A 25,839-nucleotide genomic window follows, 5' to 3' on the forward strand; every position below is an offset into this window, starting at 1 on the left:
GATGCGTGCCGGCGAGCAGAAAGTCGCTCGCGACTACGTGATCTACCGTGACGGTCGTTCGAAACAACGCGCCGCCCCAGCTCGGAGCCAGCAGGATGATCGACATCGCCATGCCCAGGGACTGTGCCCAATCCGGCAGTGCGGTGTAGTGCAAGTGGTGCGGACCGGCCCAGATGTACAGGGTGATCAGCGCCCAGAAGTGCACGATGGACAGGCGATAGGAGTAGATCGGACGCTCGGCCTGCTTCGGAACGAAGTAGTACATCATCCCCAGGAAGCCGGTGGTCAGGAAGAAGCCCACCGCGTTGTGGCCGTACCACCACTGGATCATCGCGTCCGTCGCACCCGAGTAGGCGGAGTAGGACTTGAACAGGCTGACCGGCAGCGACATGTGGTTGACGATGTGCAGCATCGCGGTCACGACGATGAACGCGCCGTAGAACCAGTTACCCACATAGATGTGCTTGGTCTTGCGCTTGACGATGGTGCCGAAGAACACCAGGCCGTAAACGACCCAGACAATGGCCAGCAGAATAGCCAGCGGCCATTCCAGTTCGGCGTATTCCTTGGTGGTGGTGTAACCCAGCGGCAAGGTCACGATCGCGCCGATGATCACCGCTTGCCAACCCCAGAAGTGGAAGGCAGCGAGGCTGTCGGAAATCAGTCGCGTTTGGCAGGTTCGCTGCACGACGTAATAAGAAGTGGCAAACAGTGCACAACCACCGAAGGCGAAAATCACCAGGTTGGTGTGCAACGGGCGTAAGCGTCCAAAAGTCGTCCACGGCAGACCGAAGTTCAATTCCGGCCATACAAGCTGTGAGGCGATGAAGACACCAAGCCCCATGCCAAGGATCCCCCAGACCACCGTCATGATGGCGAACTGGCGGACTACCTTATAGTTATAAGCAGTCGGACTGATTGCTGTGCTCATTCTAAGGTTCCACGGTTTGGGTGTTTTATTAGGATAAAAATCGGCCGCAAGTATGTAGAAAGCAGGGGGGCATTGCAACGCACCATGACCTGGGTCAATGCTTTCAGAAGCTGATTCTGCGGCCTTTCCATGCACCGCGTAAGGACAAAATTGCCCCCGGACAAAATGTCGCAGCGGAAGAAAAAGGCGAGGGGTTCAGGTCAGTTGTAACGGGGTGTGTTCAAACGCAAGGTTCAGGTGACAGAAGGCATTTTGCACGACAGCCGGTATCTACCAGCCTTTGCGGCCTGTCATCGAGCAGATTCGTCGAACACATCGGCTAAGGTCGACCTGGAACCGGTACTTTGCCAGTCCGCATCGAGCAAGCGTAGACCCGATTCCGGGGAACCGAAAGGGAGACTGAAGGAGGGTGCGACAATGGGTCGCAAAGAAGCGGGGAACTGCCGCATCCGGGAGAATGCGGCAGCAGAGCGGTCAAGAATTATTCGCTTTTGCCTTCAGCCTGCAAACGCTCGGTGCTGAGACCCTGCGACAAGCTGAAAACGTAAGCCGCCAGCAATTGCACCTTATCGTTGCCGAGCAATTCGTTCTGCGCCGGCATATGGCCCTGGCGGCCATGACGTATGGTTTGTTGCAGTTGCGCCAGGCTTGAACCGTAGATAAATCCGGCCGGGTGCGTCAGGTTCGGCGCGCCCATGGCTTCAGTGCCGTGGCCATTTGCCCCATGACAGGCTACGCAAGTAGTGCTGAACAATTGCTGTCCGGCTTGCACGTCTGCATTGCTGTCGGCGGGCAGCGGCAGACCGGCCAGTTCGTGACGCACATACGCGGCGACGTTTTTCACGCCAGCCTCGCCGAGGATTTCACCCCAGGCCGGCATCGCCGCCATGCGTCCGCCCATGATCGTGGTTTTGATCATGTCGGCATCGCCGCCCCAACGCCAATCACTGTCGACCAGGTTCGGGAAGCCGAAGGCGCCCTTGGCATCCGAGCCGTGGCACACCGCGCAATTGGAAGCAAACAGGCGACCGCCCATTTTCAGCGCTTGCGGGTCCTTGGCGACTTCTTCCACCGGCATGGCGGCGAATTTGGCAAAGATCGGTCCGAACCTGGCGTCGGCCTTGTTCATCTCCTTTTCCCACTCATGGACGCCGGTCCAGCCGTCCTCGTAACCCGGCAGGATGCCTTTCCAGTTGCCCAGGCCCGGATACAGGACCAGATAACCCACGGCAAACACCAGCGTGCCGGCGAACAGCATGAACCACCACTGCGGCAGCGGGTTGTCGTACTCCTCGATGCCGTCGAAGCTGTGGCCCATGGTCTGGTCGACGCTGCCCTTGGTCTCGCCCTTGCGGGTGCCGACCAGCAGCCAGGTCAGGCCGATCAGGCTGCCGATGGTCAGTACGCAGATCCACGTACTCCAAAAGGTGGTCATGGCCGGGTACTCCTTGTTTCAGGTTCTTGGGTGGCGTCGTCGGGAAGCGGTTCGTCGGCGAACGGCAGCAAACGTGCTTCGGCGAATTCCGGGCTGCGCTTGCTGTTGAACACCCACAACGCGAGGCCGACGAAGGCCACGAACACCACGACCGTGCCGAGGCCGCGGATCATTCCACTGCTCATTTCAAAGACCATATGGCTCACCTCTTGCTCTTGATGGCAGTGCCGAGCACTTGCAGGTAGGCGACCAGCGCGTCCATCTCGGTCTTGCCCTTGAGCGAGGCGACGGCACCGCTGATGTCGTCGTCGCTGTAGGGCACGCCGAGGGTGCGCATGGCCTTGATCTTGGTTTCGGTGTGGCTGCTGTCGAGTTGATTGGCGACCAACCATGGGTAGGCCGGCATTTTCGATTCCGGCACCACGTTGCGCGGGTTGTACAAATGCGCGCGGTGCCAGTCTTCGGAATAGCGGCCACCGACCCGGGCCAGGTCCGGTCCGGTGCGCTTGGAGCCCCACAGGAACGGGTGATCCCAGACGCTTTCACCGGCCACCGAGTAGTGCCCGTAACGTTCGGTTTCGGCGCGAAACGGCCGGATCATCTGCGAGTGGCAACCAACGCAGCCTTCACGGATGTAGATGTCGCGACCTTCCAGTTGCAGCGCGGTGTAGGGTTTCATGCCTTCCACCGGTTTATTGGTCACGTCCTGGAAGAACAGCGGGACGATCTGCGTCAGACCGCCGATGCTCACGGCCAGGACCATCAGCAACAGCAGCAGGCCGACGTTTTTCTCGATTGTTTCGTGTTTCATGGCGGACTCCTCAGGCCATCTGCGCGGCAGCGGCGGCTTCGGCAGGCTGCGAGGCCCGCACGGTGCGCCAGGTGTTGTAGGCCATCAGCAACATGCCGCTGAAGAAGATCGCGCCGCCCACCAACCGCACGACGAAGCCTGGGTGGCTGGCCACCAGGGTTTCGACGAAGGAGTAGGTCAGCGTGCCGTCTTCGTTGACAGCGCGCCACATGAGGCCCTGGGCGATGCCGTTGACCCACATCGAAGCGATGTACAGAACGGTGCCAATGGTCGCGAGCCAGAAGTGCGCGTTGATCAAACCGAGGCTGTGCATCTGCGGGCGACCGAAGATTTTCGGAATCATGTGATACAGCGCACCGATGGAAATCATCGCCACCCAGCCGAGCGCGCCGGCGTGAACGTGGCCGATGGTCCAGTCGGTGTAGTGGGAGAGGGCGTTGACGGTCTTGATCGCCATCATCGGCCCTTCGAAGGTCGACATGCCGTAGAACGCGAGGGAGACCACCAGGAAACGCAGGATCGGATCGCTGCGCAACTTATGCCAGGCGCCCGAGAGCGTCATCATGCCGTTGATCATCCCGCCCCAGCTTGGCGCCAGCAGGATCAGCGACATCACCATGCCCAGCGACTGTGCCCAGTCCGGCAGCGCGGTGTAGTGCAAGTGGTGCGGGCCGGCCCAGATGTACAGGGTGATCAGGGCCCAGAAGTGCACGATCGACAAGCGATACGAGTACACCGGACGCTCGGCCTGTTTCGGCACGAAGTAGTACATCATCCCGAGGAAGCCGGCGGTCAGGAAGAAACCCACCGCGTTGTGGCCGTACCACCACTGCACCATGGCGTCAGTCGCGCCGCCGTACAGCGAGTAGGACTTGGTCAGGCTGACCGGGATTTCCAGGTTGTTGACGATGTGCAGGATCGCCACGGTGACGATGAACGCACCGAAGAACCAGTTGCCGACGTAGATGTGCTTGGTCTTGCGCTTGGCCAGTGTGCCGAAGAACACAATGGCGTAGGCGACCCAGACGATGGTGATCAGAATGTCGATCGGCCATTCCAGCTCGGCGTATTCCTTGGAACTGGTGTAACCCAGCGGCAGGCTGACGGCCGCGAGGACAATCACCAGTTGCCAGCCCCAGAAACAGAACTGGGCGATTTTCGGAGCAAACAGTTGGGTCTGGCAGGTGCGTTGCACCGAGTAGAACGAACTGGCGAACAGGGCGCAGCCGCCGAAGGCGAAGATCACCGCGTTGGTGTGCAATGGGCGCAGGCGGCCGAAGCTGGTCCACGGCAAATTGAAGTTGAGTTCGGGCCAGACCAATTGGGCCGCGAGAAAAACCCCGAGGCCCATGCCGACGATGCCCCACACCACCGTCATAATGGCGAATTGGCGGACCACCTTGTAGTTGTAGGCGGTACTGATAGAAGTGTTCATGGTTCCCCATCCACGGTTCAGCCGAAGTAGAGGCGTGTCTTCGCGAGTAAGCCGCAAGACAAGCGCTCCCTTCGCCTGGAGTTATAGGCAGACTAAAAGCGAGGCAAGCATGGACAAAGAGCACAAGGCCAGTATTGACGGGGATCAATGGGGGCGGTGCGTGGCCGAACATGGCTGGTTGTGGGATGCGGCTTCGGCGCCGTCATCGACGACGCTGATCCTCGCCCACGGTGCCGGTGCGCCGATGGACAGCGGCTGGATGAACGACATGGCTGCGCGCCTTGCCGCACTTGGCGTCAACGTGCTGCGCTTCGAGTTTCCCTACATGGCGCAACGGCGCCTCGATGGCGGCAAACGCCCGCCGAATCCGGCACCGAAACTGCTGGAATGCTGGCGTGAGGTGTATGCCGAGGTGCGACGCCATGTCACTGGGCGTTTGGCGATTGGCGGCAAGTCCATGGGCGGGCGAATGGCGAGTCTGCTGGCGGATGAATTGGGTGCGGATGCGCTGGTGTGCCTGGGTTATCCGTTCTATGCGGTGGGTAAACCGGAAAAACCGCGAGTCGAGCATCTGGCCGGGCTGAAGACCCGGACCTTGATTGTGCAGGGCGAGCGGGATGCGTTGGGCAATCGTGAGGCGGTCGAGGATTACGCGTTGTCGCCGAGCATCGAGGTGTTCTGGCTGGTGGCGGGGGATCATGATTTGAAGCCGTTGAAGGTGTCCGGGTTTAGTCATGAGCAGCATTTGGCGGCTGCGGCGGGGAAAGTGGCGTCGTTTCTTCAGTGATTTTTGCGGTGTAGCGAGTGGCCTCTTCGCGGGCAAGCCTCGCTCCTACGGGTTGGGCGCCGTTCATGCGGACACTGATAACCTGTAGGAGCGAGGCTTGCCCGCGAAGAGGCCCGCACAGGCACCCTCACTTTCAAAGAGACAAAAAAACCCGGAAGCTTTCGCTGTCCGGGTTTTGTCTTTCCAGCATCAATCAGCGGTTAAACCGCTCCACCAACGAGTACTGGGTGCTGGCCGTCTTGGTCAGTTCTTCACTCAGCAACGCCGAGTGTTGCGCCTGTTCCGAGGTCTGGTCCGCCAGTTGCGAGATGTTGCTGATGTTGCGGCTGATTTCTTCGGCCACCGAGCTTTGCTCTTCGGTCGCGGCGGCAATCTGCGTGGTCATGTCGGTGATGTGAGCCACCGCTTCGCTGATGCCGATCAATGCCTGATCCGCTTCCAGAACCCGCGCCACACCTTCTTCGGCCTGGCGATGCCCGGCGTCCATGGTCTGCACGGCGGTATTGGCGGTCTGTTGCAGCTTGGCGATCAGCGCATGGATCTGCCCGGTCGACTCGCTGGTACGTTGCGCCAGTTGCCGCACTTCGTCTGCGACGACCGCGAAACCGCGACCCATTTCACCGGCGCGCGCTGCTTCAATAGCGGCGTTGAGTGCCAGCAGGTTGGTCTGGTCGGCAATGCCTTTGATCACATCGACCACGCCACCGATTTCGTCGCTGTCCTTGGCCAATTGCGTCACGGTCAGACCGGTTTCACCGACCACCACCGACAGGCGCTGGATGGCTTCGCGGGTTTCCCCGGCGATGTCGCGACCGCGACTGGTCAGGCGATTGGCTTCCTGGGTGGCGTCAGCGGTGCGTTGCACGTGGCTGGCGACTTCCTGGGTAGTAGCAGCCATCTGGTTGACCGCGGTAGCGACTTGTTCGGTTTCGACGCGCTGACGTTCCAGACCGCTGGAGCTGTTGTGCGCCAGAGTGTCGGACTGCTTCGCTTGTTCGGTCAGGTGCTCGGCGGTGTCCTGCAGACGCGTCAGGCAGGTTTTCAGGCGTGCTTCCTGGCTGAGGATCGACATTTCCAGACGCGCCTGGGCGCCACGGCTGTCGGTGTACATCTGCGCGATCAGCGGGTCGGAAGTGGTTTGCCCGGCCAGGACCAGCAGGCGCTTGAGGCCGCGCTGTTGCCAGCTCAGACCCAGCAGGCCCAGTGGCACGGAAAGAGCGGCCGCCAAGGCAAAACCCCATTGGGAGTTCAGCGAGGCACCGATCATGAAGCTCAGTTGGCTGACCAGAATAAACGGTACCCAGTCCTGTAGGACCGGCAGCCATTTGTCTGACGAAGGAATCGCCGACTTGCCTTGGTTGATGCGCTGGTAGAGCGCTTCGGCCCGGCCGATCTGTTCGGCGGTGGGTTTGATCCGCACCGACTCGTAGCCGACCACCTGATTGCCTTCGAAAACCGGTGTGACATAGGCGTTGACCCAGTAGTGATCACCGGTCTTGCAGCGATTCTTGACGATGCCCATCCATGGCAAGCCTTGTTTCAAAGTACCCCACATGTGCGCGAACACCGCCGCCGGTACGTCAGGGTGACGAACCAGGTTGTGCGGCGCACGGATCAGCTCCTCACGGGAAAACCCACTGATTTCGACGAAGGCGTCGTTGCAGTAAGTGATCACGCCTTTGGCGTCGGTCGTGGAAATCAACCGTTGCTGAGCCGGGAAGGTCCGTTCGCGTTGTGTAATGGGTTGGTTGTTACGCATGGCTATTTCAATCCGTGAGGCTTTGAGAGGTTGTCGGCGTGGTCAGGGATTTATTGAAATTAAATTTCAATAATCAGCAGCGCGTCGCAAAACGACCGTTGCGTCAGCCGGCAAGCATCGGGTAGGTGAAGAGGCCGAAATGCAGCAGGTTCAAGCCGAAATGGGTGGCGATGGCCGCACCCAACCCGCCAAATCGGTACGCCAGACCATAGCCGACACCCGCCAGGCTCGCCAGTAACACCCATTGCCAACCTGCGCCCAAATGCACCAGGCCGAATAGCAGCGAAGCCAGCAGCAGGGCGAGGTTTTCACCGTAGGGCAGGTGTTGGAAACGCCGACTCAGACCGCCTTGGATGTAGCCGCGAAACAGCGCTTCCTCTACCAGCGTTACCAGCAGCAGGTTATTCAAGACCCAGAGCCAGGCTTGGTCCGGCCACTTCGGCGCCCAACTGATCACACCTAGCAACAACGCGCCACCCAACGCTAGGACGATGCTCAAGGTCAGCGCCAACGCTGTGGCATAAATGGACAGCTGCAGCGAGCGCCGGCCGACAATCCATGGGCACACCAGCAACAACCAGAAACCAATCAGCGGTTTGTCCTGGTTCAGATACATGGAGAACGGCACGGCATCGTCGGTGAAACGCTGTGGGTCGATAGCGCGACCATTGTAGAAACCGGGCAGCCAGTGCATCGCCAGCGCCAGCGCCAGAACGATAAACAAACCGTGACCGAGGTAGCGGGCAACTGGAACCTTTTGCTGGCGCACGGCGAAACCGGCGAACAGCAGCAGGGAAACGGAGATAGCCGCCAGCCAACCGAGATGGCCGTAGATCAGGGCCAGGGCATAACCGAGGGAGAGGAGTGCCAGGTAGAGCCATGGCAGAGCGGGCATGTGAAATCCTTGTGTCCGAAAATTTGTGGGCGCCTCGGTCCCTGTGGGAGCGAGCTTGCTCGCGATGAGGCCATTACAGCCAACATCGATGCCGCCTGTCAGTACGCCATCGCGAGCAAGCTCGCTCCCACAGTGGATTGGTGTTGTTCAGGAGATTGGTGTTCGACACATGACCCTTTGTGGGAGCGAGCCTGCTCGCGAAGGGTGCATAGCATAAACATTGATGCTGACTGTCAGTACGCTTTCGCGAGCAGGCTCGCTCCCACAGTAGATCGGTGTTGTTCGGGAGATTTTTGTTCGACACATAACCCCTGTGGGAGCGAGCTTGCTCGCGATGAGGCGATTACAGCCAACATCGATGCCGCCTGTCAGTACGCCATCGCGAGCAAGCTCGCTCCCACAATGGATCGGTGTTGTTCGGAGAGTTTGTGTTCAACACATTTCCCCTTGTGGGAGCGGGCTTGCTCGCGAATGCGGTGTGTCATTCAACATTTAAGGCGACTGATGCACCGCCTTCGCGAGCAAGCCCGCTCCCACAATTGATCGCTGGTGCGCAGGGTATTTTTGTTCACTTCTCAGCACAAACAAAAACACCGCCCGGAGGCGGTGTCTTTGTCAGCTGCGGTGCTTATGAGGCAATCAGCTGTCGCAACACGTAATGCAAAATCCCCCCGGCCTTGAAGTATTCGACTTCGTTCAGCGTATCAATCCGGCACAACACCTCGACCTTCTCAGTGGTCCCGTTTTCACGGGTGATCACCAGGGTCAGGTTCATGCGCGGTGTGACCTCGACGCCGGTCAAACCGAGGATATCCACGGTTTCCTTGCCGGTCAGGTTCAGGCTCTTGCGGTTCTGATCCAGTTTGAACTGCAGCGGCAACACGCCCATGCCCACCAGGTTGGAGCGGTGAATCCGTTCGAAGCTTTCGGCGATGACCGCTTTCACCCCCAGAAGATTGGTGCCCTTGGCCGCCCAGTCGCGGCTCGACCCGGTGCCGTATTCTTGCCCGGCGATCACCACCAGTGGCGTGCCCGACGCTTGATAGCGCATGGCGGCGTCGTAGATCGGCAGTCGCTCACCGGTCGGAATATAAATGGTGTTGCCACCTTCTTCGCCGCCGAGCATTTCATTGCGAATGCGGATGTTGGCGAAGGTGCCGCGCATCATCACTTCATGGTTGCCGCGACGGGAGCCGTAGGAGTTGAAGTCCCGTGGCTCCACGCCTTTCTCGCGCAGGTAACGACCGGCCGGGCTGTCGGCCTTGATGTTGCCAGCGGGGGAGATGTGGTCGGTGGTCACTGAATCGCCGAGCAGCGCCAGCACGTTGGCTTTTTTCACGTCCTGAATCACCGGCAACGGCCCGCCGATGTCATCGAAGAACGGCGGATGCTGGATGTACGTCGAATCCTCCTGCCACACATAAGTCGCTGCCTGTGGCACTTCAATCGCCTGCCACTGCTCGTCCCCGGCAAACACCTCGGCGTATTCCTTGTGGAACATCGCGGTGTTGACCTGATTCACTGCGTCGGCGATCTCTTTGGTGCTCGGCCAGATGTCCCGCAGGAAAACCGGGTTGCCGTCCTTGTCATCACCCAGGGATTCGCTGCTGATGTCGATCCGCACCGTACCCGCCAGCGCATAGGCGACGACCAGCGGCGGAGACGCCAGCCAGTTGGTTTTCACCAGTGGATGCACGCGGCCCTCGAAGTTGCGGTTGCCGGACAACACGGACGCCACCGCCAGATCGGCTTTCTGGATGGCTTTCTCGATCGGTTCCGGCAACGGCCCGGAGTTGCCGATGCAAGTGGTGCAGCCATAACCGACCAGGGCAAAACCCAGTTCATCGAGGTACTGCGTCAGGCCCGCAGCCTTGTAGTAATCGGTGACCACTTTCGAACCCGGTGCCAATGAACTCTTGACCCACGGTTTGCGTTTCAGGCCTTTCTCCACGGCTTTCTTCGCCACCAACCCGGCCGCCATCATCACGCTCGGGTTAGAGGTATTGGTGCAGGACGTGATTGCAGCGATTACCACCGCACCGTTTTTCAGTCGGTAGGTATGACCGTCAGACTCGTAGTCCGCCTCGCCGACCATGTCCGCGTTACCCACCGCGACACCGCCACCGCCCTCACTTTCCAGGCGTCCTTCTTCTTTGCTGGTGGGTTTGATTTGCAGGCCGAGGAAGTCACTGAAAGCCTGGGCGACATTCGGCAGCGAGACACGGTCCTGCGGGCGTTTCGGCCCGGCGAGACTGGCTTCGACGGAGCCCATGTCAAGTTCCAGGCTGTCGGTGAAGATCGGTTCCTTGCCCGGCAGGCGCCACAGGCCCTGGGCCTTGGTGTAGGCCTCGACCAGTTTCACCACTTCGGCCGGACGCCCGGACAAGCGCAAGTATTCCAGGGTCACATCATCGACCGGGAAGAAGCCGCAAGTCGCGCCGTATTCCGGAGCCATGTTGGCGATGGTCGCGCGGTCGGCCAGCGGCAGGTCAGCGAGGCCGTCGCCGTAGAACTCGACGAATTTTCCGACCACGCCTTTTTTGCGCAGCATCTGCGTGACGGTCAGCACCAGGTCGGTGGCGGTGATGCCTTCCTTGAGCTTGCCGGTGAGTTTGAAACCGATCACTTCCGGAATCAGCATCGACACCGGTTGGCCGAGCATCGCCGCTTCCGCTTCGATCCCGCCCACGCCCCAGCCGAGTACGCCGAGGCCGTTGATCATGGTGGTGTGGGAGTCGGTGCCGACCAGGGTGTCGGGGAACGCATAAGTGCGACCGTCCTCATCCTTGGTCCAGACCGTGCGCCCGAGGTATTCCAGATTGACCTGGTGACAGATCCCGGTGCCCGGCGGCACCACGCTGAAGTTGTCGAAGGCACTCTGGCCCCAGCGCAGGAACGCGTAACGCTCACCGTTGCGCTGCATTTCGATGTCGACGTTTTGTTCGAAAGCGCTGGAACTGGCGAATTTGTCGACCATCACCGAGTGGTCGATCACCAGATCTACCGGCGACAGCGGGTTGATGCGCTGCGGGTCGCCGCCAGCCTTGGCCATCGCGGCGCGCATGGCGGCCAGATCGACCACGGCGGGTACGCCGGTAAAGTCCTGCATTAATACGCGGGCAGGGCGGTATTGGATTTCGCGGTCGGAGCGACGCTCCTTGAGCCAGGCCGCGATGGCCTTGAGGTCGGCGCCGGTGACGGTTTTTTCGTCCTCCCAGCGCAGCAGGTTTTCCAGCAGGACTTTCAACGACATCGGCAACTTGTCGAGATCACCGAGGCTCTTGGCAGCGTCGGGCAGACTGAAATAATGGTAGGTCTTGTCGTCTATTTGTAAGGTTTTAAGGGTTTTCAGGCTATCGAGGGACGGCATTTGAAATGACTCCTTTGGGTCCGCACGGCTACGGACTGACGGGACAAACAGAGCATTAAACCTAGCCCTGTTTTAAGTAGCTGGCTAATAACTGGACTCTATCGACAAGTCCAAGGTTCCGAACTCGGCTATCATGCGCCGGTTTTCGTGACAGGCTTTGCTTCACCGCAAGCCTGGGCATCGCGCAGTGGCTGAATTCCTCGCCATCTGCCCAGGAGTAAGAATGAACACCCTATTTATGCATTGCCGGCCGGGCTTCGAAGGCGAAGTCTGTTCCGAGATTGCCGAACACGCCGCGCGGCTGAACGTGGCCGGTTACGCCAAGGCCAAGACCGCCAGCGCCTGCGCCGAATTCATCTGCACCGAAGAAGACGGCGCCGAGCGCCTGATGCGCGGCCAGCGCTTTGCCGAGCTGATCTTCCCGCGCCAATGGGCGCGCGGGATTTTCATCGACCTGCCGGAAACCGATCGCATCAGCGTGATCCTCGCGCACATCGTCGATTTCCCGGTGTGCGGCAGCCTGTGGCTGGAAATGGTCGACACCAACGATGGCAAGGAACTGTCGAACTTCTGCAAGAAATTCGAAGGCCACCTGCGCAAGGCACTGATGGCGGCCGGCAAACTGGTGGAAGACGCCAGCAAGCCGCGCCTGTTGCTGACCTTCAAAAGCGGTCGTGAAGTGTTCGTCGGCCTGGCTGAGTCGAATAACTCGGCGATGTGGCCGATGGGCATTCCACGTTTGAAGTTTCCGCGTGACGCGCCAAGCCGTTCAACGCTGAAGCTGGAAGAGGCCTGGCACCACTTTATCCCGCGTGATCAGTGGGACGAGCGCTTGCACAGCGACATGACTGGTGTTGACCTCGGCGCCGCGCCGGGCGGCTGGACTTGGCAACTGGTCAACCGTGGCATGCTGGTGACCGCCATCGACAACGGTCCGATGGCCGAAAGCCTGATGGACACCGGCCTGGTGCAACACTTGATGGCCGACGGCTTCACCTTCAAGCCGCGCCAACCGGTGGACTGGATGGTCTGCGACATCGTCGAGAAACCGGCGCGCAACGCCGCGATGCTCGAAGAGTGGATTGGTGAAGGCCATTGCCGCGAAGCGGTGGTCAACCTCAAGCTGCCGATGAAACAGCGTTACGCGGAAGTGAAGCGCTTGCTCGAACGCATCGCCGATGGCTTCAAGGAACGCGGGATCAAGGTCGAGATCGGCTGCAAGCAGCTGTACCACGACCGCGAAGAAGTGACCTGCCATTTGCGCCGGATTGACGTGAAGAAACCCAAGTCCCGCTGAGCCGCGCCCGTATTGCGGGGCGCCACCCAACCCTGTAGGAGCGGGGCGGTGTTATGAGACAGATGACCGAACACCCGGCAATGCGCGACAATGCCGGCCAGTTTCAGGAGTGAATCATGAGTGAAATGCTTGATACGCCGGTAGACGGCACCCTCGACGCCACTGGTCTCAACTGCCCGGAGCCGGTGATGATGTTGCACCAGCACATCCGTGACCTGGCGCCCGGCGGCTTGCTCAAGGTGATCGCCACCGACCCGTCGACCCGGCGCGACATTCCCAAGTTCTGTGTGTTTCTCGACCACGAACTGGTGGCGCAGCACGAAGAGGCAGGCACCTACCTCTACTGGATCCGCAAGAAACTCGCTTAACCCATCGACTGGCTGATACGAATCCGCTTGCGTGCACTGCGCGTCAGGCGGATCGACAGCATCAGCGCCGCGCAACTCAAGCCCACGATCAAACCCTGCCACAGCCCGCTCGGGCCGCTCGGCGCGCCGAACCAATCGGTCAGGCCCAGGGCGTAACCCACCGGCAAGCCGATCCCCCAATACGCGAACAAGGTCAGGATCATCGTCACCCGCGTGTCCTGATAACCGCGCAATGCACCGGCCGCCGTGACCTGGATCGCATCGGAAAACTGAAACAGCGCCGAATACACAATCAGCATCGCCGCCACATGAATCACCGTCGGGTCGGCGGTGTAGATCGTGGCAATGTGCTCGCGCAGCAACAACATCATGCTCGCCGACAGGCACGCATACGCCAGCGCGGTGCCCATGCCGACGCCGGCAGCGAAGCGCGCTTCACGCGGTTCATTGCGACCCAGTGCCTGACCGACGCGCACGGTGACGGCCATGCCCAGCGAGTAGGGGATCATGAACACCAGGGAGCTGACGTTCAGCGCGATCTGGTGTCCGGCCACAACGGTCGCGCCGAGACTGCCGATCAACAGGGCAATCACCGCGAAGATGCTCGATTCGGCGAACACCGCGATGCCGATCGGCAGGCCGATGCTCAGCAGGCGTTTGATCACCGACCATTGTGGCCAGTCGAAGCGGCTGAACAGCTCGCTTTTCTGGTAGGCCGGTGCCCAGCGTGTATAGACGATCATGCCGAGGGCCATGAACCACATCACAATCCCCGTCGCCCAGCCGCAGCCGGCGCCGCCCATGGCGGGCACGCCCAAGTGGCCATAAATGAATACGTAGTTCAGCGGGATGTTTAGCGCCAGGGCGCACAAACCGAGGATCATCGCCGGACGCGTGCGGCCCATGCCGTCGCTGTAGCAGCGCAGCACGTGGTACAGCGCAACCGCTGGCAAACCGGCGGCGATGCCGTGCAGGTATTGCATGCACGGGCCGATCAGCTCGGGATCGACCTTCATGATGTGAAGGATCGGTTCGGCGGCGATCAGCATGCCGGTCGCCATCAACCCCACCACCAGCGCCAGCCACAACGCCTGGCGCACGATCGGGCCGATCTCGTTGTGAGTCCCGGCACCGAAACGCTGGGCGACTTTCGGCGTGGTCGCGAGCAGCGTGCCAGTCATCAGCAGGAACACCGGGACCCAGATCGAGTTGCCCAGCGCTACGGCGGCCAGGTCGCGGGGACCGACACGGCCGGCCATCACCGCATCGACGAAGCCCATGGCGGTGGTCGCCAGTTGCGCGATCATGATCGGCAACGCCAGTGCGAGCAGGGTCTTCAGCTCCAGGCGAATCCGGGCCGGGCGGGTGAGGGGAGTTGCAGCGGGGTGATCAGTCACGGAATTCACGAGCGAAACGTCCAGGGTACTTGAGGCGCAGGGCGGCGCATTCTACCCCGTTGACGCACTGGTCAGGAAAAGCGCTGTGTTAGGGATTTGTAATCCTTTCCTACTACCGCACATCCCCCGTAGGAGCTGACGAGTGAAACGAGGCTGCGATCTTTTGATCTTGTTTTTTAAAAAGCAAAGTCAAAAGATCGCAGCCTCGTTTCACTCGTCAGCTCCTACATGGCTCCTACATGGTTCCTACCGGGGATGCGTGCTAGGCGTGACAGGTCATCTGCAACTACACTGCCGATCCGCCAAAGGAGCCTCGCCATGCTGATTGTTGCCGACGAAAATATCCCGCTGCTCGACGCCTTTTTCCAGGGTTTCGGCGAAATACGCCGGGTGCCGGGGCGTTCCATCGACCGCGCCATGGTCGAGCAGGCCGATGTACTGCTGGTGCGCTCGGTGACCAACGTCAATCGTGCGTTGCTCGAAGGCAGCAAGGTACGGTTTGTCGGTACCTGCACTATCGGCACCGATCATCTGGACCTGGATTACTTTCAACAGGCCGGCATCACCTGGTCCAGCGCACCCGGCTGCAATGCCCGGGGCGTGGTCGACTATGTGCTCGGCAGTCTGCTGACTCTCGCCGAAATCGAAGGTGTCGACCTGACTCAACGCACTTACGGCGTGGTCGGTGCCGGCGAAGTGGGCGGGCGGCTGGTCAAGGTCCTGCAAGGCCTGGGCTGGAACGTGCTGGTGTGCGATCCGCCCCGGCAAGCAGCGGAGGGCGGCGATTTTGTCAGCCTTGAGCAGATCATCGAGCAGTGCGACGTGATCAGCCTGCACACGCCGTTGAAGAAGCACGGTGCTCAGGCGACCTGGCACCTGTTCGACAAGCCCCGTTTGAACCGGCTCAAGCCCGGCGCCTGGCTGATCAATGCCAGCCGTGGCCCGGTGGTGGATAACGCGGCCCTGCGCCAGGTGTTGCTGCAGCGTGAAGACCTGCAAGCGGTGCTGGACGTCTGGGAAGGCGAGCCCGAGGTCGACGTGGCACTGGCTGACCTTTGCGTGTTGGCAACACCGCATATCGCCGGCTACAGCCTCGACGGCAAACAGCGCGGCACGGCGCAGATCTATCAGGAGTATTGCGACTTCCTCGGTCAACCGGCCCAGGTCAGCCTGAGTGATTTGCTGCCCGCGCCATGGTTGACGCAAGTGACCTTGCACGCTGACAGCGACCCGGCCTGGGCGCTGGCGATGTTGTGCCGGGTCGTGTACGACCCGCGCCGCGACGATGCGGATTTCCGCCGCAGCCTTGTAGGCAATGTGAGTGAACAGCGTGCGGCGTTTGATGCGCTGCGCAAGAACTATCCGCCGCGCCGGGAGATTGATGGGTTGCAGGTGCGGATTGAGGGGGATTCGTTGGCGTTGCAAAAGATCGTGGCGGCCCTTGGTGCTTCGGCGGTCTGAATACCGAGTTGGCCCCTTCGCGGGCAAGCCTCGCTCCTACAGGGTTTGTGTCGTTAGTTGAACAGTTGGGCAACTCAAATCTGTAGGAGCGAGGCTTGCCCGCGAAAGCCGCACCACAATGTCCGGATAATCACCCATAAAAAACCCGGCCAACCTGGGCCGGGTCAAGAAGACGGTGGCTATATCACTCTTGTTCGGCAGGCTTGACCAATCGCTTCTCCAGTTCGCGGCAGGCGTCCTGGATCATGCCTTCAGTGATCGGTACTTCGTGCCCGTCCTCATCGATAATCGAGCAACCCAGAGACTGGTCTGGCTGTGTGCGGATCACTTGAATCTTGTCTTCGCTGCTGTTTTGCAAGGACATGGCCTGTCTCCTCATCAGGTTGTGTGCTTACTCTAAAACCGCCAGGTGACCGGGCTGTGACAACTCCCTGCGGTCTCTCCCAAGCGACAACTCCAGTCCACCAGAAATCCCGCAGTGTTGCCACCCGGACTTTAGACCAATAGCGTCTAGCCGCTAGTCTTGGCGGACATAATTAACCTGACTCATTGTGATTTACAGAGTTCCACCCCATTGAGTGTGTAGGCTGGCCCCATCAATCGCTTCTATCGCGAACCTGGATGAACCCGATGCTCTCTTCCCGTCACCGTCGCGCCATTCGTCTGGCCAGTCGTTTTCTCGTGCCATATCGCTTACAGGCACTGGGTGCCTTGCTGGCGTTGATCGTCACCGCCGGCATCACCTTGTCCATGGGCCAGGGCATTCGTCTGTTGGTGGATCAGGGTTTCATGACCCAGTCACCGCATTTGCTCAACCAGACCATTGGTCTGTTCATGGTGTTGGTGCTCGCCCTGGCGGTCGGCACTTTTGCGCGCTTCTATCTGGTGTCGTGGATCGGCGAGCGGGTCGTCGCGGATATTCGGCGCCAGGTGTTCAATCATCTGGTGTACCTGCATCCGGGCTTCTACGAAGACAACCGCAGCTCCGAAATCCAGTCACGGCTGACTGCTGACACCACGCTGCTGCAATCGGTGATCGGCTCGTCGCTGTCGCTGTTTTTGCGCAATCTGCTGATGGTCATTGGCGGGATCGTGCTGCTGTTTATCACCAACCCCAAACTCACCAGCATCGTGGTGATCGCCTTGCCGCTGGTGATCGCGCCGATCCTGATCTTCGGTCGCCGGGTACGCAGCCTGTCGCGCGAGAGCCAGGACCGGATTGCCGATGTCGGCAGCTACGTGTCCGAAACCCTCGGCCAGATCAAAACCGTGCAGGCCTACAACCATCAGGTCCAGGACGAAAAACGCTTTGCGCTGACCGTGGAACAGGCTTTCGATACCGCGCGCAAACGCATCGTCCAGCGTTCGTGGCTGATCACGCTGGTAATCGTGCTGGTGCTGGGCGCGGTGGGCGTCATGCTTTGGGTCGGTGGCATGGACGTTATCGCCGGACGGATTTCCGGTGGGGAACTGGCAGCATTTGTCTTCTACAGCCTGATCGTTGGCAGCGCCTTCGGCACGTTGAGCGAAGTCATCGGCGAATTGCAGCGCGCGGCCGGGGCGGCGGAGCGGATCGCCGAATTGCTGCGTTCGGAAAACATCATCCAGCCACCGACCAGCGGACTGGTGACCTTGCCTGAAAGGGTGAAGGGCGATCTGCAGTTGCAGGATGTGCGCTTTTCCTACCCGTCGCGTCCTGAAAGCTTTGCCGTCGATGGCCTGAATCTGACGATCAATGCGGGCGAAACCCTCGCGCTGGTCGGGCCGTCCGGTGCGGGCAAGTCCACCGTGTATGACCTGCTCCTGCGGTTTTACGACCCCGCCGAAGGCCGCATCCTGCTCGACGGCGTGCCGCTGACGCAGCTTGATCCGCTCGACCTGCGCCGTTGCTTCGCCCTGGTCTCGCAAAATCCGGCGCTGTTCTTCGGCAGCATCGAAGAAAACATCCGCTACGGCAATCCAGGCGCAACCCTGGCTCAAGTCCAGGAAGCGGCGAAAATCGCCTACGCCCACGACTTCATCGAGCAAATGCCCCACGGCTACCAGACCCACCTCGGCGACGGCGGCCTCGGTTTGTCCGGCGGCCAACGCCAACGCCTGGCCATCGCCCGGGCGCTGCTGGTCGATGCACCGATCCTGCTGCTCGACGAAGCCACCAGCGCCCTCGACGCCCAAAGCGAACACCTGATCCAGCAAGCCCTGCCAAGCCTGATGAAAAACCGCACCACCCTGGTCATCGCCCACCGCCTGGCCACCGTGAAAAACGCCGACCGCATCGCAGTGATGGACCAAGGGAAACTGGTGGCGGTGGGGACGCATCAGGAGTTGGTGGCAAGCAATGCGCTGTATGCGCGGTTGGCGGCATTGCAGTTTAGTGATGGCCCAGATGCGCATACCGACCCAGTAACCGACCCAGTAGCGACCAAGTAACCGACCAAGTAGAGCGCCATAAAAAATGCCCGCATCAGTCGATGCGGGCATTTTTGTTAGCGGCTCAGAACAAGATCAAGGAACGATCACTGATCATCAAAATACCGCTCATGCCAATCCACCAGCGGCTGCGGTGAGTTGAGTTTCTGGCCGTAGATCACCGAGTACGACAATACGTTCTGCACGTACTGGCGGGTTTCGTCGAACGGGATGCTTTCCACCCACACGTCGAAGCTCAGGTGATCGGCACCGCGCAGCCATTGGCGCACGCGGCCGGGGCCGGCGTTGTAGGCGGCGGAGGCGAGGACGCGGTTGCCGTTGAACTGGCTGTGGACCTGGCTCAGGTAAGCGGCGCCGAGCTGGATGTTCTTGTCCGGGTCGAGCACTTGCTGCGGCGAGGCCAGGGGAATGCTGAACTTGCGCGCGGTTTCCTTGGCGGTGCCGGGCATCAGTTGCATCAGGCCACTGGCGCCGACGCCGGAGCGGGCGTCGTCCATGAAGGCGCTTTCCTGGCGAGTGATGGCGAACACCCAGCTCGAATGCAAGCCACGGACCTTGGCTTCACGCACCAGGGTGTCGCGGTGGGCCATCGGGAAACGGATGTCCAGGTCGTCCCAGTACTGCGCCTGACTGATGGTGCGGATCGCCGGGAAATACCATTTCAGGTCATAGGCCAGTTTCGCCTGGGCAACCATTTCGTCACGGTTGAAATGACGGCTGACGTGATACCACTCGCGACGACCGTCGACAATCTGGCCACGGGCGTGGAATTCCAGGGCGCGACGCACACCCGGGGTGTTACGCACCTTGTTGATCAACGCCTGACTCAGCACCAGCGGTTTGTTGAGCAGCGAATAGGGCAGTTGCGAGCGGTCGGCTGCGAGGAAACCGTAGAAATCCCGCTCGCGGGCGAGGCCCTTGTACAGCGTCTGCGCTTCCGGATTTTGCGGCTGCGCCAGTTCCAGGCTGCGAGCCTGCCAGTAGCGCCAGCGGTTGGTGGTCGCCAGGTCCTGCGGCAAACGTCGGGTCAATTGATACGCATCGTCCCAACGGGCCAGACGCAGCAGCAGGCGCAGGCGCCATTCGGACACGGTGTTGTCGCGCAGTTCCGGGTCGTACTTGGTCATGACGTCCAGCGCGCGCGGGTCGAAACGTCGGGCGAGGGTCAGGCCGATTTCCCGGGCAATGGCGACTTTCTCATCACGGGAGAAGTGCATGCTGGTGGCGTAACCGTCGAGCAGGTCCATGGCCTTGTCCGGGTCCTGTTTGGCCAGGCGACGCAGGCCGAGGCTGACAATGTCGGACATCGGCTCATCGGCCGGAGCAAACCGCGACGGCTGATTGAGCAGCTCGGGTTTCTGCGCCACATCTACCAACAAACGGCCGCGCGGGGCGAGGGTGGTCAGGCCGCTGACCAGGCTGTTGGCCAGTGGATAGTTGCGTGCCTGGGCCGCAAGTTTGGTGCGTTCCCAGCGTTTCTGTTCGGTCAGTTGACCTTCGGCGGCCCAGATCCCGAACAGGCCATCACAGGCGGCGGGTTGCGATTTGCCGGTCAGCCAGAGCTTTTCGGCGTTGGCGTAGCCTTGGGGCTTGAGGTTATGGCCGATTTGGTACTGCGCGTTCAGGCAGTCCAATTCGGTGAAATTCAGCTTGGGGTCGTAGTACTTGACGAAAGTCGCCCAGTCACCGCGATCCGCCAGCCAACGCAACCAGCGCAGTTTCATCCAGTTGGCCTGGGGCAGATCACCGTGTTCGGCGAGAAATTTCTCGATCTCGGCATTGCTGGCGGTTTTAAGGCGCGCGGTCAGTTCGTCATAGGCCAGATACGGCTCCAGCGGATAATCGCTGAGCGCCTGGCTATAGCGGAAATAGGGCTCGGAATCACCCTTGGCCAAGGCACGCTTGGCTTCATCGTAATACTGGCGTTGGGTGGACAAGTCCACCGCCTGGACTGATTGAGCAGCAGTGGCAGAAAGAAGCAAACACGATAAAAGACTGAAAAGGCGACTGCGCATGAGACATCCGGGCAGAAAAAATCATGACAAGTGCTGACAGGATCGGCACTGAATAATCTGTAGCTTAGCCTTTTGCCAGCAACCGGCGAAAGCTTTGCCGGCCTGCCGGTGCAAGATCGCAACAATTGTCATGCAGAGTGCTACAGAGGTGAAATTGCCGGCCTTCTGAAGCCTCAAGTCAGGTAGAATGCGCGCCCGGTTTTTGGAGAAGCTCATGACCCTGCTCAAATTCAGCGATGTGTCCCTTGCTTTCGGCTCTACGCCGTTGTTGGACAAGGTGTCCTGGCAGATCGCCCGTGGTGAGCGGGTGTGCATCATCGGCCGCAATGGCACTGGCAAGTCCAGCATGATGAAGCTCGTCAAGGGCGACCAGAAGCCCGATGACGGCTCCGTTTGGCGCGCACCCGGCCTCAAGATTGGCGAATTGCCGCAAGAATTGCCGGTAGCCGACGAGCGGACCGTGTTCGACGTTGTGGCTGAGGGTCTGGACGGTGTGGGCGAGCTGCTCGCGCAGTATCACCACCTGAGCCAGAACATCGTCACCGACGCCGACCTGGACAAGTTGATGCACGTCCAGCACGACCTCGAAGCCCGCGACGGCTGGCGTTTGCAGCAATTGGTAGACAGCACGTTGAGCCGTCTGCAATTGCCTGCCGACAAGACCCTCGCCGAATTGTCCGGCGGCTGGCGTCGCCGCGTCCTGCTGGCCCAGGCTCTGGTTTCCGAACCGGACCTGCTGCTGCTCGACGAACCGACCAACCACTTGGACATCGGTGCGATTGCCTGGCTTGAAGAAGCGCTGAAGGATTTCCAGGGCGCCGTGCTGTTCATCACGCACGACCGTTCATTCCTGCAGAACCTTGCGACCCGCATCCTCGAACTGGATCGCGGTGGCCTGATCGACTGGAACGGCGACTACGCCAGTTTCCTCGTGCACAAAGAAGCCTCGCTGGCGGCTGAAGACACGGCCAACGCGCTGTTCGACAAAAAACTGGCCCAGGAAGAAGTCTGGATCCGCCAGGGCATCAAGGCGCGCCGCACCCGTAACGAAGGCCGCGTGCGTGCCCTCAAGGCTTTGCGCAACGAGCGCAGCGAGCGTCGTGAGCGCACCGGCAAGGCCAATATTCAGCTGGACACCGCTGACAAGTCAGGCAAGCAGGTAATGGTCCTCGAGAACGTGAGTTTCGCTCACCCGGGCGGCCCGTTCCTGATCAAGGACTTCTCGATGGTCCTGCAGCGCGGCGACCGTATCGGCCTGCTCGGCGCCAACGGTACCGGCAAGACCACCTTGCTGAAACTGATGCTCAACGGCTTGCAACCAACCAGCGGCACCGTGGAAGAGGGGACGCGCATCGACGTGGCGTACTTCGACCAATTGCGCCATCAGCTGGACCTGGAAAAAACCGTGATCGACAACGTGGCCGAAGGTCGCGACTTCATCGATATCGATGGTCAGAGCCGTCACGTGCTGAGCTACCTCGGCGACTTCCTGTTCAGCCCGCAGCGTGCCCGCACGCCGGTGAAGGCGCTGTCCGGTGGTGAGCGTGCCCGTCTGTTGCTGGCCAAGCTGTTCAGCAAACCGGCAAACCTGCTGGTGCTCGATGAGCCAACCAACGACCTCGACGTCGAAACCCTCGAGTTGCTGGAAGAGGTCTTGCTGACCTTCAACGGCACCGTGCTGATGGTCAGTCACGACCGGGCATTCCTCGACAACGTCGTAACCAGCACCCTGGTCTTCGAAGGTGAAGGCAAGGTTCGCGAGTACGTCGGTGGTTATCAGGACTGGCTGCGTCAGGGCGGTTCGCCGCGCCTGTTGGGCGTGACCGAGAGCAAGTCCGGCAAGGCCGACCTGACCTCCGCTGTCGTGACGGCCGAAGCGGCGCCAGTCGCTGCTGTAGTCGAAGCGCCAGTGGCGAAGAAGAAGCTCAGCTACAAGCATCAGCGCGAGCTGGAAATGCTGCCAGGCCAGATCGAAGCCATGGAAACGCAGATTGCGGCTGTTGAAGCGCAAATGGCGGATCCGGCGTTCTATCAGCGTCCGGCTACCGAAACGGCGGCGGTGATTGCTCAGCTTGAGCAATTGCAGGCTGAACTCGACGTAATGGTCGAGCGTTGGGCCGAGCTGGATGCCTGAATGATCCTGCAATAAAAAAGCCCGGCGTTCAGAGATGAACGCCGGGCTTTTCGTATGGAATGCGATCTACTGGGCGACACCGATTCATTGTGGGAGCGAGCCTGCTCGCGAAGAGGGCCTGTCAGTCGATATCAATGTTGACTGTAAGGCCGCCTTCGCGAGCAGGCTCGCTCCCACAAGGGAAGTCGGGGTTGTCAGCTTTTGACCAGTCGCACCGCAAGCACATCGCAAGGCGCACCGTGCAACACATCGTTGGCGGTCGAGCCGAGCAGCAGCGCCAGACCGTGCCGGCCATGACTGCCTACCACGATCAGGTCGCAGGTCTGTTCCTTGGCCAGGTGGTGAATCTCCTGGCGCGGCTGGCCGTAAGTCAGGTGGCTGTATTCCTTGGTGAGCTCCGGGTACTTCAGGATCAGTCGGTCCAGGCGCTCCTTGGCTTGGTCGAACTGTTGCTGCTGCAACTGGGACAGGTCCATCGGCACGTCGCCGCCAAAGGCCATGGCCATCGGCTCGACAATGTGCACCAGGGACAGCTTCGCACCGTTGCTCACCGACAGTTCGCGAGCGCGGTGGATAACAGGATCGCACTCTTCGGTTAGATCTACAGCGACCAGAATATGGTGGTAGGGCATGAGGTGCTCCTCCTGAGGATTGCGATATTGGTAAGTATGGCTGGTTTCAAGCGCGATGGTTCCAAAGTGACTCAAAGCGCTCATCAAGAATCGGGAGTACAGATATGACGGTCTGGATAGTGGTGTCAATCCTGCTGGTGGTACTGAGTCCGCTCGCATGGTTGCGGCCGTCGCGCCACCAGAGCGGCCGCATGGCTTTGCGAATGGAAGCGCGACGCATCGGCCTAGCCATGCAACTGGCGCCGCAGGAGTGGCCGCACTGGCTAAGTCAGGAGCCGCCGAGCCCGTGTGCGCAGTACCATCGGCCACGCCGAGGCAATCAGCCGAAGTGCTGGAGTTACTGGCAGAAAGCTCCGGGCGTCTGGGTCAATCAGTGGCAGGAGGTCTGTGAGGATCGGACGCTGCTCAATCATTTCGAAAAATTGCCGGCCAACGTCTACAAGATCGAAGCGGACAAGCAGATGATCTTTTTGTATTGGGGCGAGAAGGGCGAAGCCGAGGTTTTGCAACAAATCGACGCCACACTGAAAGCTCTCGCCTGAAACCGTAATGCCAGATATGAGCGCAACCCGTAGCAGCTGTCGAGCCTGCGAGGCTGCGTTCGGCGACGAAGTCGTCGTAATCCCGGCCAGTGCGATTACCCTGAAGTACCTGGCGATCACAATGGCGACTGCTGCGCAGCCGAACGCAGCCTCGCAAGCTCGGCAGTTGCTACATGGATTTGTGCATTTGTGTGAGCAATAAAAAGCCCGACATCATCATCGGGCTGGGGTTGGCCAGGCAGGCCGGAAATCTTTGTGGCGCTGATCTTACGCCGGGTATTCGCCAAAAGTGTTCAAATTTTTTCCTCAATGTCCCGCCAGCGTAGCTGCTTAAACGCAGGTTGCCGTGAATTAGGGCGACTTTTCTAACTATTGATTCTATGAATGGCCTCACATGCACCTGCGTGTTGTGAACCTTCGTCTTACGGAAATGACTGCAAAGTCGCGTTTCAACCAGCATTTTGGGCGATTGACAATTGCCGGAAATTCCGTGAAGGTGGCGTACCCAAATCAAACGGGCGTATGAATTGAGCGTTTGTATTCCAGAGCGCTCCTACAGAATCCCGACTATCGCGTTGGCGGGTGTGCCGGGTGGATTGGCGTTAGCATCGACGAAAAGCGTCCTGCCGAGCCATTCGCCTGCGTCCGACGTGTACTGTTCAGCTTCCATATCGTGGAGATCAGTTGATGATTTACGAAGGTAAAGCCATCACGGTTAAGGCTCTTGAAAGTGGCATCGTCGAACTGAAGTTCGATCTCAAGGGTGAGTCCGTCAACAAGTTCAACCGTCTAACCCTGAACGAATTGCGTCAGGCCGTAGACACCATCAAGGCAGATGCTTCGATCAAGGGTGTGATCGTCAGCAGTGGCAAGGACGTGTTCATCGTCGGCGCCGACATCACCGAATTTGTCGAGAACTTCAAGCTGCCTGATGCAGAGCTTGTCGCTGGCAACCTCGAAGCCAACAAGATTTTCAGCGATTTCGAAGACCTCAATGTCCCGACGGTCGCCGCGATCAACGGTATTGCCCTGGGCGGCGGTCTGGAAATGTGCCTGGCGGCGGACTACCGCGTCATGTCCACCAAGGCCAAGATCGGTCTGCCAGAAGTCAAACTGGGCATCTACCCGGGCTTCGGCGGCACCGTGCGCCTGCCGCGCATCATCGGTGCCGACAACGCCATCGAGTGGATTGCCGCTGGTAAGGAAAACCGTCCTGAAGACGCGCTGAAAGTTGGCGCAGTCGATGCAGTGGTTGCACCTGAAAAACTGCAGGAAGCCGCCTTGGAACTGATCAAACGCGCCATCTCCGGCGAGTTTGACTACAAGGCCAAGCGTCAGCCGAAGCTGGAAAAGCTGAAACTGAACGCCATCGAACAAATGATGGCTTTCGAAACCGCCAAAGGTTTCGTGGCCGGTCAGGCTGGCCCGAACTACCCGGCGCCGGTTGAAGCGATCAAGACCATCCAGAAAGCCGCGAACTTCGGTCGTGACAAGGCGCTGGAAGTCGAAGCTGCCGGTTTCGTCAAACTGGCCAAGACCTCTGCCGCGCAGAGCTTGATCGGTCTGTTCCTGAACGATCAGGAACTGAAGAAAAAGGCCAAGGCCTACGACGAAATCGCTCGCGACGTGAAGCAGGCTGCCGTATTGGGCGCCGGCATCATGGGTGGCGGTATCGCTTATCAGTCGGCTTCCAAAGGTACGCCGATCCTGATGAAGGACATCAACGAGCACGGCATCGAGCAAGGCCTGGCTGAAGCCGCCAAGCTGCTGGTCGGTCGCGTTGATAAAGGTCGCATGACCCCGGCGAAAATGGCTGAAGTGCTCAACGGCATTCGTCCAACCCTGTCCTACGGTGACTTCGGTCACGTGGATCTGGTGGTCGAAGCGGTCGTCGAGAACCCTAAGGTCAAGCAAGCCGTACTGGCTGAAGTCGAAGGTCACGTCAAAGAGGACACCATCCTCGCGTCCAACACCTCGACCATTTCCATCACCTTGCTGGCCAAAGCCCTCAAGCGTCCGGAAAACTTCGTCGGCATGCACTTCTTCAACCCGGTGCACATGATGCCGCTGGTTGAAGTGATCCGTGGCGAGAAGTCCAGCGAGCTGGCCGTTGCCACCACCGTTGCCTACGCCTAGAAAA

19 protein-coding genes and 1 pseudogene are annotated in these 25,839 nt (G+C 60.0%); 8 read left to right on the forward strand and 12 right to left on the reverse strand.

Annotation, left to right across the window (positions count from 1 at the left end):
* From ACIOYV_RS32400 to ccoN, 5 genes are all read right to left on the reverse strand, one after another.
* Window positions 1–931 (reverse strand): cbb3-type cytochrome c oxidase subunit I (locus tag ACIOYV_RS32400; RefSeq protein ID WP_401330463.1); only part of this gene is annotated, 931 nt, incomplete at its 3' end.
* Window positions 932–1,412: 481 nt separating this feature from the next.
* The gene (gene ccoP, locus ACIOYV_RS32405) at window positions 1,413–2,366 is read right to left on the reverse strand and encodes a cytochrome-c oxidase, cbb3-type subunit III (RefSeq protein WP_401330466.1); all 954 of its coding nucleotides are present in this window, start codon (window positions 2,364–2,366) and stop codon (window positions 1,413–1,415) included.
* Entirely contained in the window at window positions 2,363–2,563 is a 201-nt protein-coding gene (locus ACIOYV_RS32410) for a cbb3-type cytochrome oxidase subunit 3 (protein ID WP_401330469.1), read from the reverse strand. The genes ccoP and ACIOYV_RS32410 overlap by 4 nt, the downstream gene beginning before the upstream one ends.
* 5 nt (window positions 2,564–2,568) lie before the next feature.
* Window positions 2,569–3,177 (reverse strand): cytochrome-c oxidase, cbb3-type subunit II, encoded by a 609-nt coding sequence (ccoO, locus tag ACIOYV_RS32415; protein WP_054054093.1) that lies wholly within the window; start codon window positions 3,175–3,177, stop codon window positions 2,569–2,571.
* 10 nt (window positions 3,178–3,187) lie between these two features.
* Window positions 3,188–4,612 (reverse strand): cytochrome-c oxidase, cbb3-type subunit I, encoded by a 1,425-nt coding sequence (gene ccoN, locus ACIOYV_RS32420; protein WP_163909227.1) that lies wholly within the window; start codon window positions 4,610–4,612, stop codon window positions 3,188–3,190.
* Window positions 4,613–4,721: 109 nt separating this feature from the next.
* Between ccoN and ACIOYV_RS32425 the strand changes: the two genes are divergently transcribed.
* Window positions 4,722–5,399 (forward strand): alpha/beta family hydrolase, encoded by a 678-nt coding sequence (locus ACIOYV_RS32425; protein ID WP_401330474.1) that lies wholly within the window; start codon window positions 4,722–4,724, stop codon window positions 5,397–5,399.
* Between the two features lie 193 nt (window positions 5,400–5,592).
* On the opposite strand, the gene ACIOYV_RS32430 is transcribed toward ACIOYV_RS32425, so the two are convergent.
* From ACIOYV_RS32430 to acnA, 3 genes are all read right to left on the reverse strand, one after another.
* Window positions 5,593–7,158, reverse strand: a complete 1,566-nt coding sequence (locus tag ACIOYV_RS32430) for a methyl-accepting chemotaxis protein (protein ID WP_401330477.1) — start codon at window positions 7,156–7,158, stop codon at window positions 5,593–5,595.
* Between the two features lie 103 nt (window positions 7,159–7,261).
* Window positions 7,262–8,053 (reverse strand): lysostaphin resistance A-like protein, encoded by a 792-nt coding sequence (locus tag ACIOYV_RS32435; protein ID WP_401330480.1) that lies wholly within the window; start codon window positions 8,051–8,053, stop codon window positions 7,262–7,264.
* 628 nt (window positions 8,054–8,681) lie between these two features.
* Window positions 8,682–11,423, reverse strand: a complete 2,742-nt coding sequence (gene acnA, locus ACIOYV_RS32440; protein WP_054054319.1) for an aconitate hydratase AcnA — start codon at window positions 11,421–11,423, stop codon at window positions 8,682–8,684.
* 223 nt (window positions 11,424–11,646) lie between these two features.
* Between acnA and rlmM the strand changes: the two genes are divergently transcribed.
* Together rlmM and tusA are read left to right on the forward strand one after the other, a co-directional pair.
* Window positions 11,647–12,720, forward strand: a complete 1,074-nt coding sequence (gene rlmM, locus ACIOYV_RS32445; protein WP_054054317.1) for a 23S rRNA (cytidine(2498)-2'-O)-methyltransferase RlmM — start codon at window positions 11,647–11,649, stop codon at window positions 12,718–12,720.
* Window positions 12,721–12,836: 116 nt separating this feature from the next.
* Window positions 12,837–13,088, forward strand: coding sequence for a sulfurtransferase TusA (tusA, locus tag ACIOYV_RS32450; protein ID WP_054054315.1), 252 nt, complete (start codon window positions 12,837–12,839; stop codon window positions 13,086–13,088).
* Here tusA and ACIOYV_RS32455 read toward each other — a convergent pair.
* Complete coding sequence (locus ACIOYV_RS32455; protein WP_054615618.1) at window positions 13,085–14,494, reverse strand: MATE family efflux transporter; 1,410 nt, start codon at window positions 14,492–14,494, stop codon at window positions 13,085–13,087. The genes tusA and ACIOYV_RS32455 overlap by 4 nt on opposite strands.
* Before the next feature lie 309 nt (window positions 14,495–14,803).
* Here ACIOYV_RS32455 and pdxB point away from each other — a divergent pair, with 309 nt between their 5' ends.
* The gene (pdxB, locus tag ACIOYV_RS32460) at window positions 14,804–15,946 is read left to right on the forward strand and encodes a 4-phosphoerythronate dehydrogenase PdxB (RefSeq protein ID WP_401330485.1); all 1,143 of its coding nucleotides are present in this window, start codon (window positions 14,804–14,806) and stop codon (window positions 15,944–15,946) included.
* 184 nt (window positions 15,947–16,130) lie between these two features.
* Here pdxB and ACIOYV_RS32465 read toward each other — a convergent pair whose 3' ends face one another.
* Window positions 16,131–16,310 carry a PA1571 family protein gene (locus ACIOYV_RS32465; RefSeq protein ID WP_054054311.1) on the reverse strand — a complete coding sequence of 60 codons (180 nt, stop codon included), beginning with the start codon at window positions 16,308–16,310 and terminating at the stop codon, window positions 16,131–16,133.
* Between the two features lie 257 nt (window positions 16,311–16,567).
* Here ACIOYV_RS32465 and ACIOYV_RS32470 point away from each other — a divergent pair, with 257 nt between their 5' ends.
* The gene (locus tag ACIOYV_RS32470) at window positions 16,568–18,376 is read left to right on the forward strand and encodes an ABC transporter transmembrane domain-containing protein (RefSeq protein ID WP_401330489.1); all 1,809 of its coding nucleotides are present in this window, start codon (window positions 16,568–16,570) and stop codon (window positions 18,374–18,376) included.
* A gap of 86 nt (window positions 18,377–18,462) precedes the next feature.
* On the opposite strand, the gene ACIOYV_RS32475 is transcribed toward ACIOYV_RS32470, so the two are convergent.
* Window positions 18,463–20,391 carry a transglycosylase SLT domain-containing protein gene (locus ACIOYV_RS32475; protein ID WP_054615614.1) on the reverse strand — a complete coding sequence of 643 codons (1,929 nt, stop codon included), beginning with the start codon at window positions 20,389–20,391 and terminating at the stop codon, window positions 18,463–18,465.
* 214 nt (window positions 20,392–20,605) lie between these two features.
* On the opposite strand from ACIOYV_RS32475, the gene ACIOYV_RS32480 reads away from it, so the two are divergent.
* On the forward strand, window positions 20,606–22,525 hold the full coding sequence (locus ACIOYV_RS32480; RefSeq protein ID WP_265044302.1) for an ATP-binding cassette domain-containing protein: 1,920 nt from the start codon (window positions 20,606–20,608) through the stop codon (window positions 22,523–22,525).
* 194 nt (window positions 22,526–22,719) lie between these two features.
* On the opposite strand, the gene ACIOYV_RS32485 is transcribed toward ACIOYV_RS32480, so the two are convergent.
* Entirely contained in the window at window positions 22,720–23,157 is a 438-nt protein-coding gene (locus ACIOYV_RS32485; RefSeq protein WP_054054300.1) for a universal stress protein, read from the reverse strand.
* A 104-nt stretch (window positions 23,158–23,261) separates the two neighbouring features.
* Between ACIOYV_RS32485 and ACIOYV_RS32490 the strand changes: the two genes are divergently transcribed.
* A complete protein-coding gene (locus tag ACIOYV_RS32490; protein WP_163909237.1) occupies window positions 23,262–23,699 on the forward strand; it encodes a hypothetical protein in 438 nt (145 codons plus the stop codon).
* Between the two features lie 687 nt (window positions 23,700–24,386).
* Window positions 24,387–25,832: pseudogene (locus ACIOYV_RS32495) on the forward strand (3-hydroxyacyl-CoA dehydrogenase NAD-binding domain-containing protein); the annotation flags it as partial.
* Between the last annotated feature and the right edge of the window lie 7 nt (window positions 25,833–25,839).

Origin of the sequence: Pseudomonas sp. NPDC087342 (assembly GCF_044744265.1) — a bacterium.
Classification (GTDB): Bacteria; Pseudomonadota; Gammaproteobacteria; order Pseudomonadales; family Pseudomonadaceae; genus Aquipseudomonas; species Aquipseudomonas nunensis.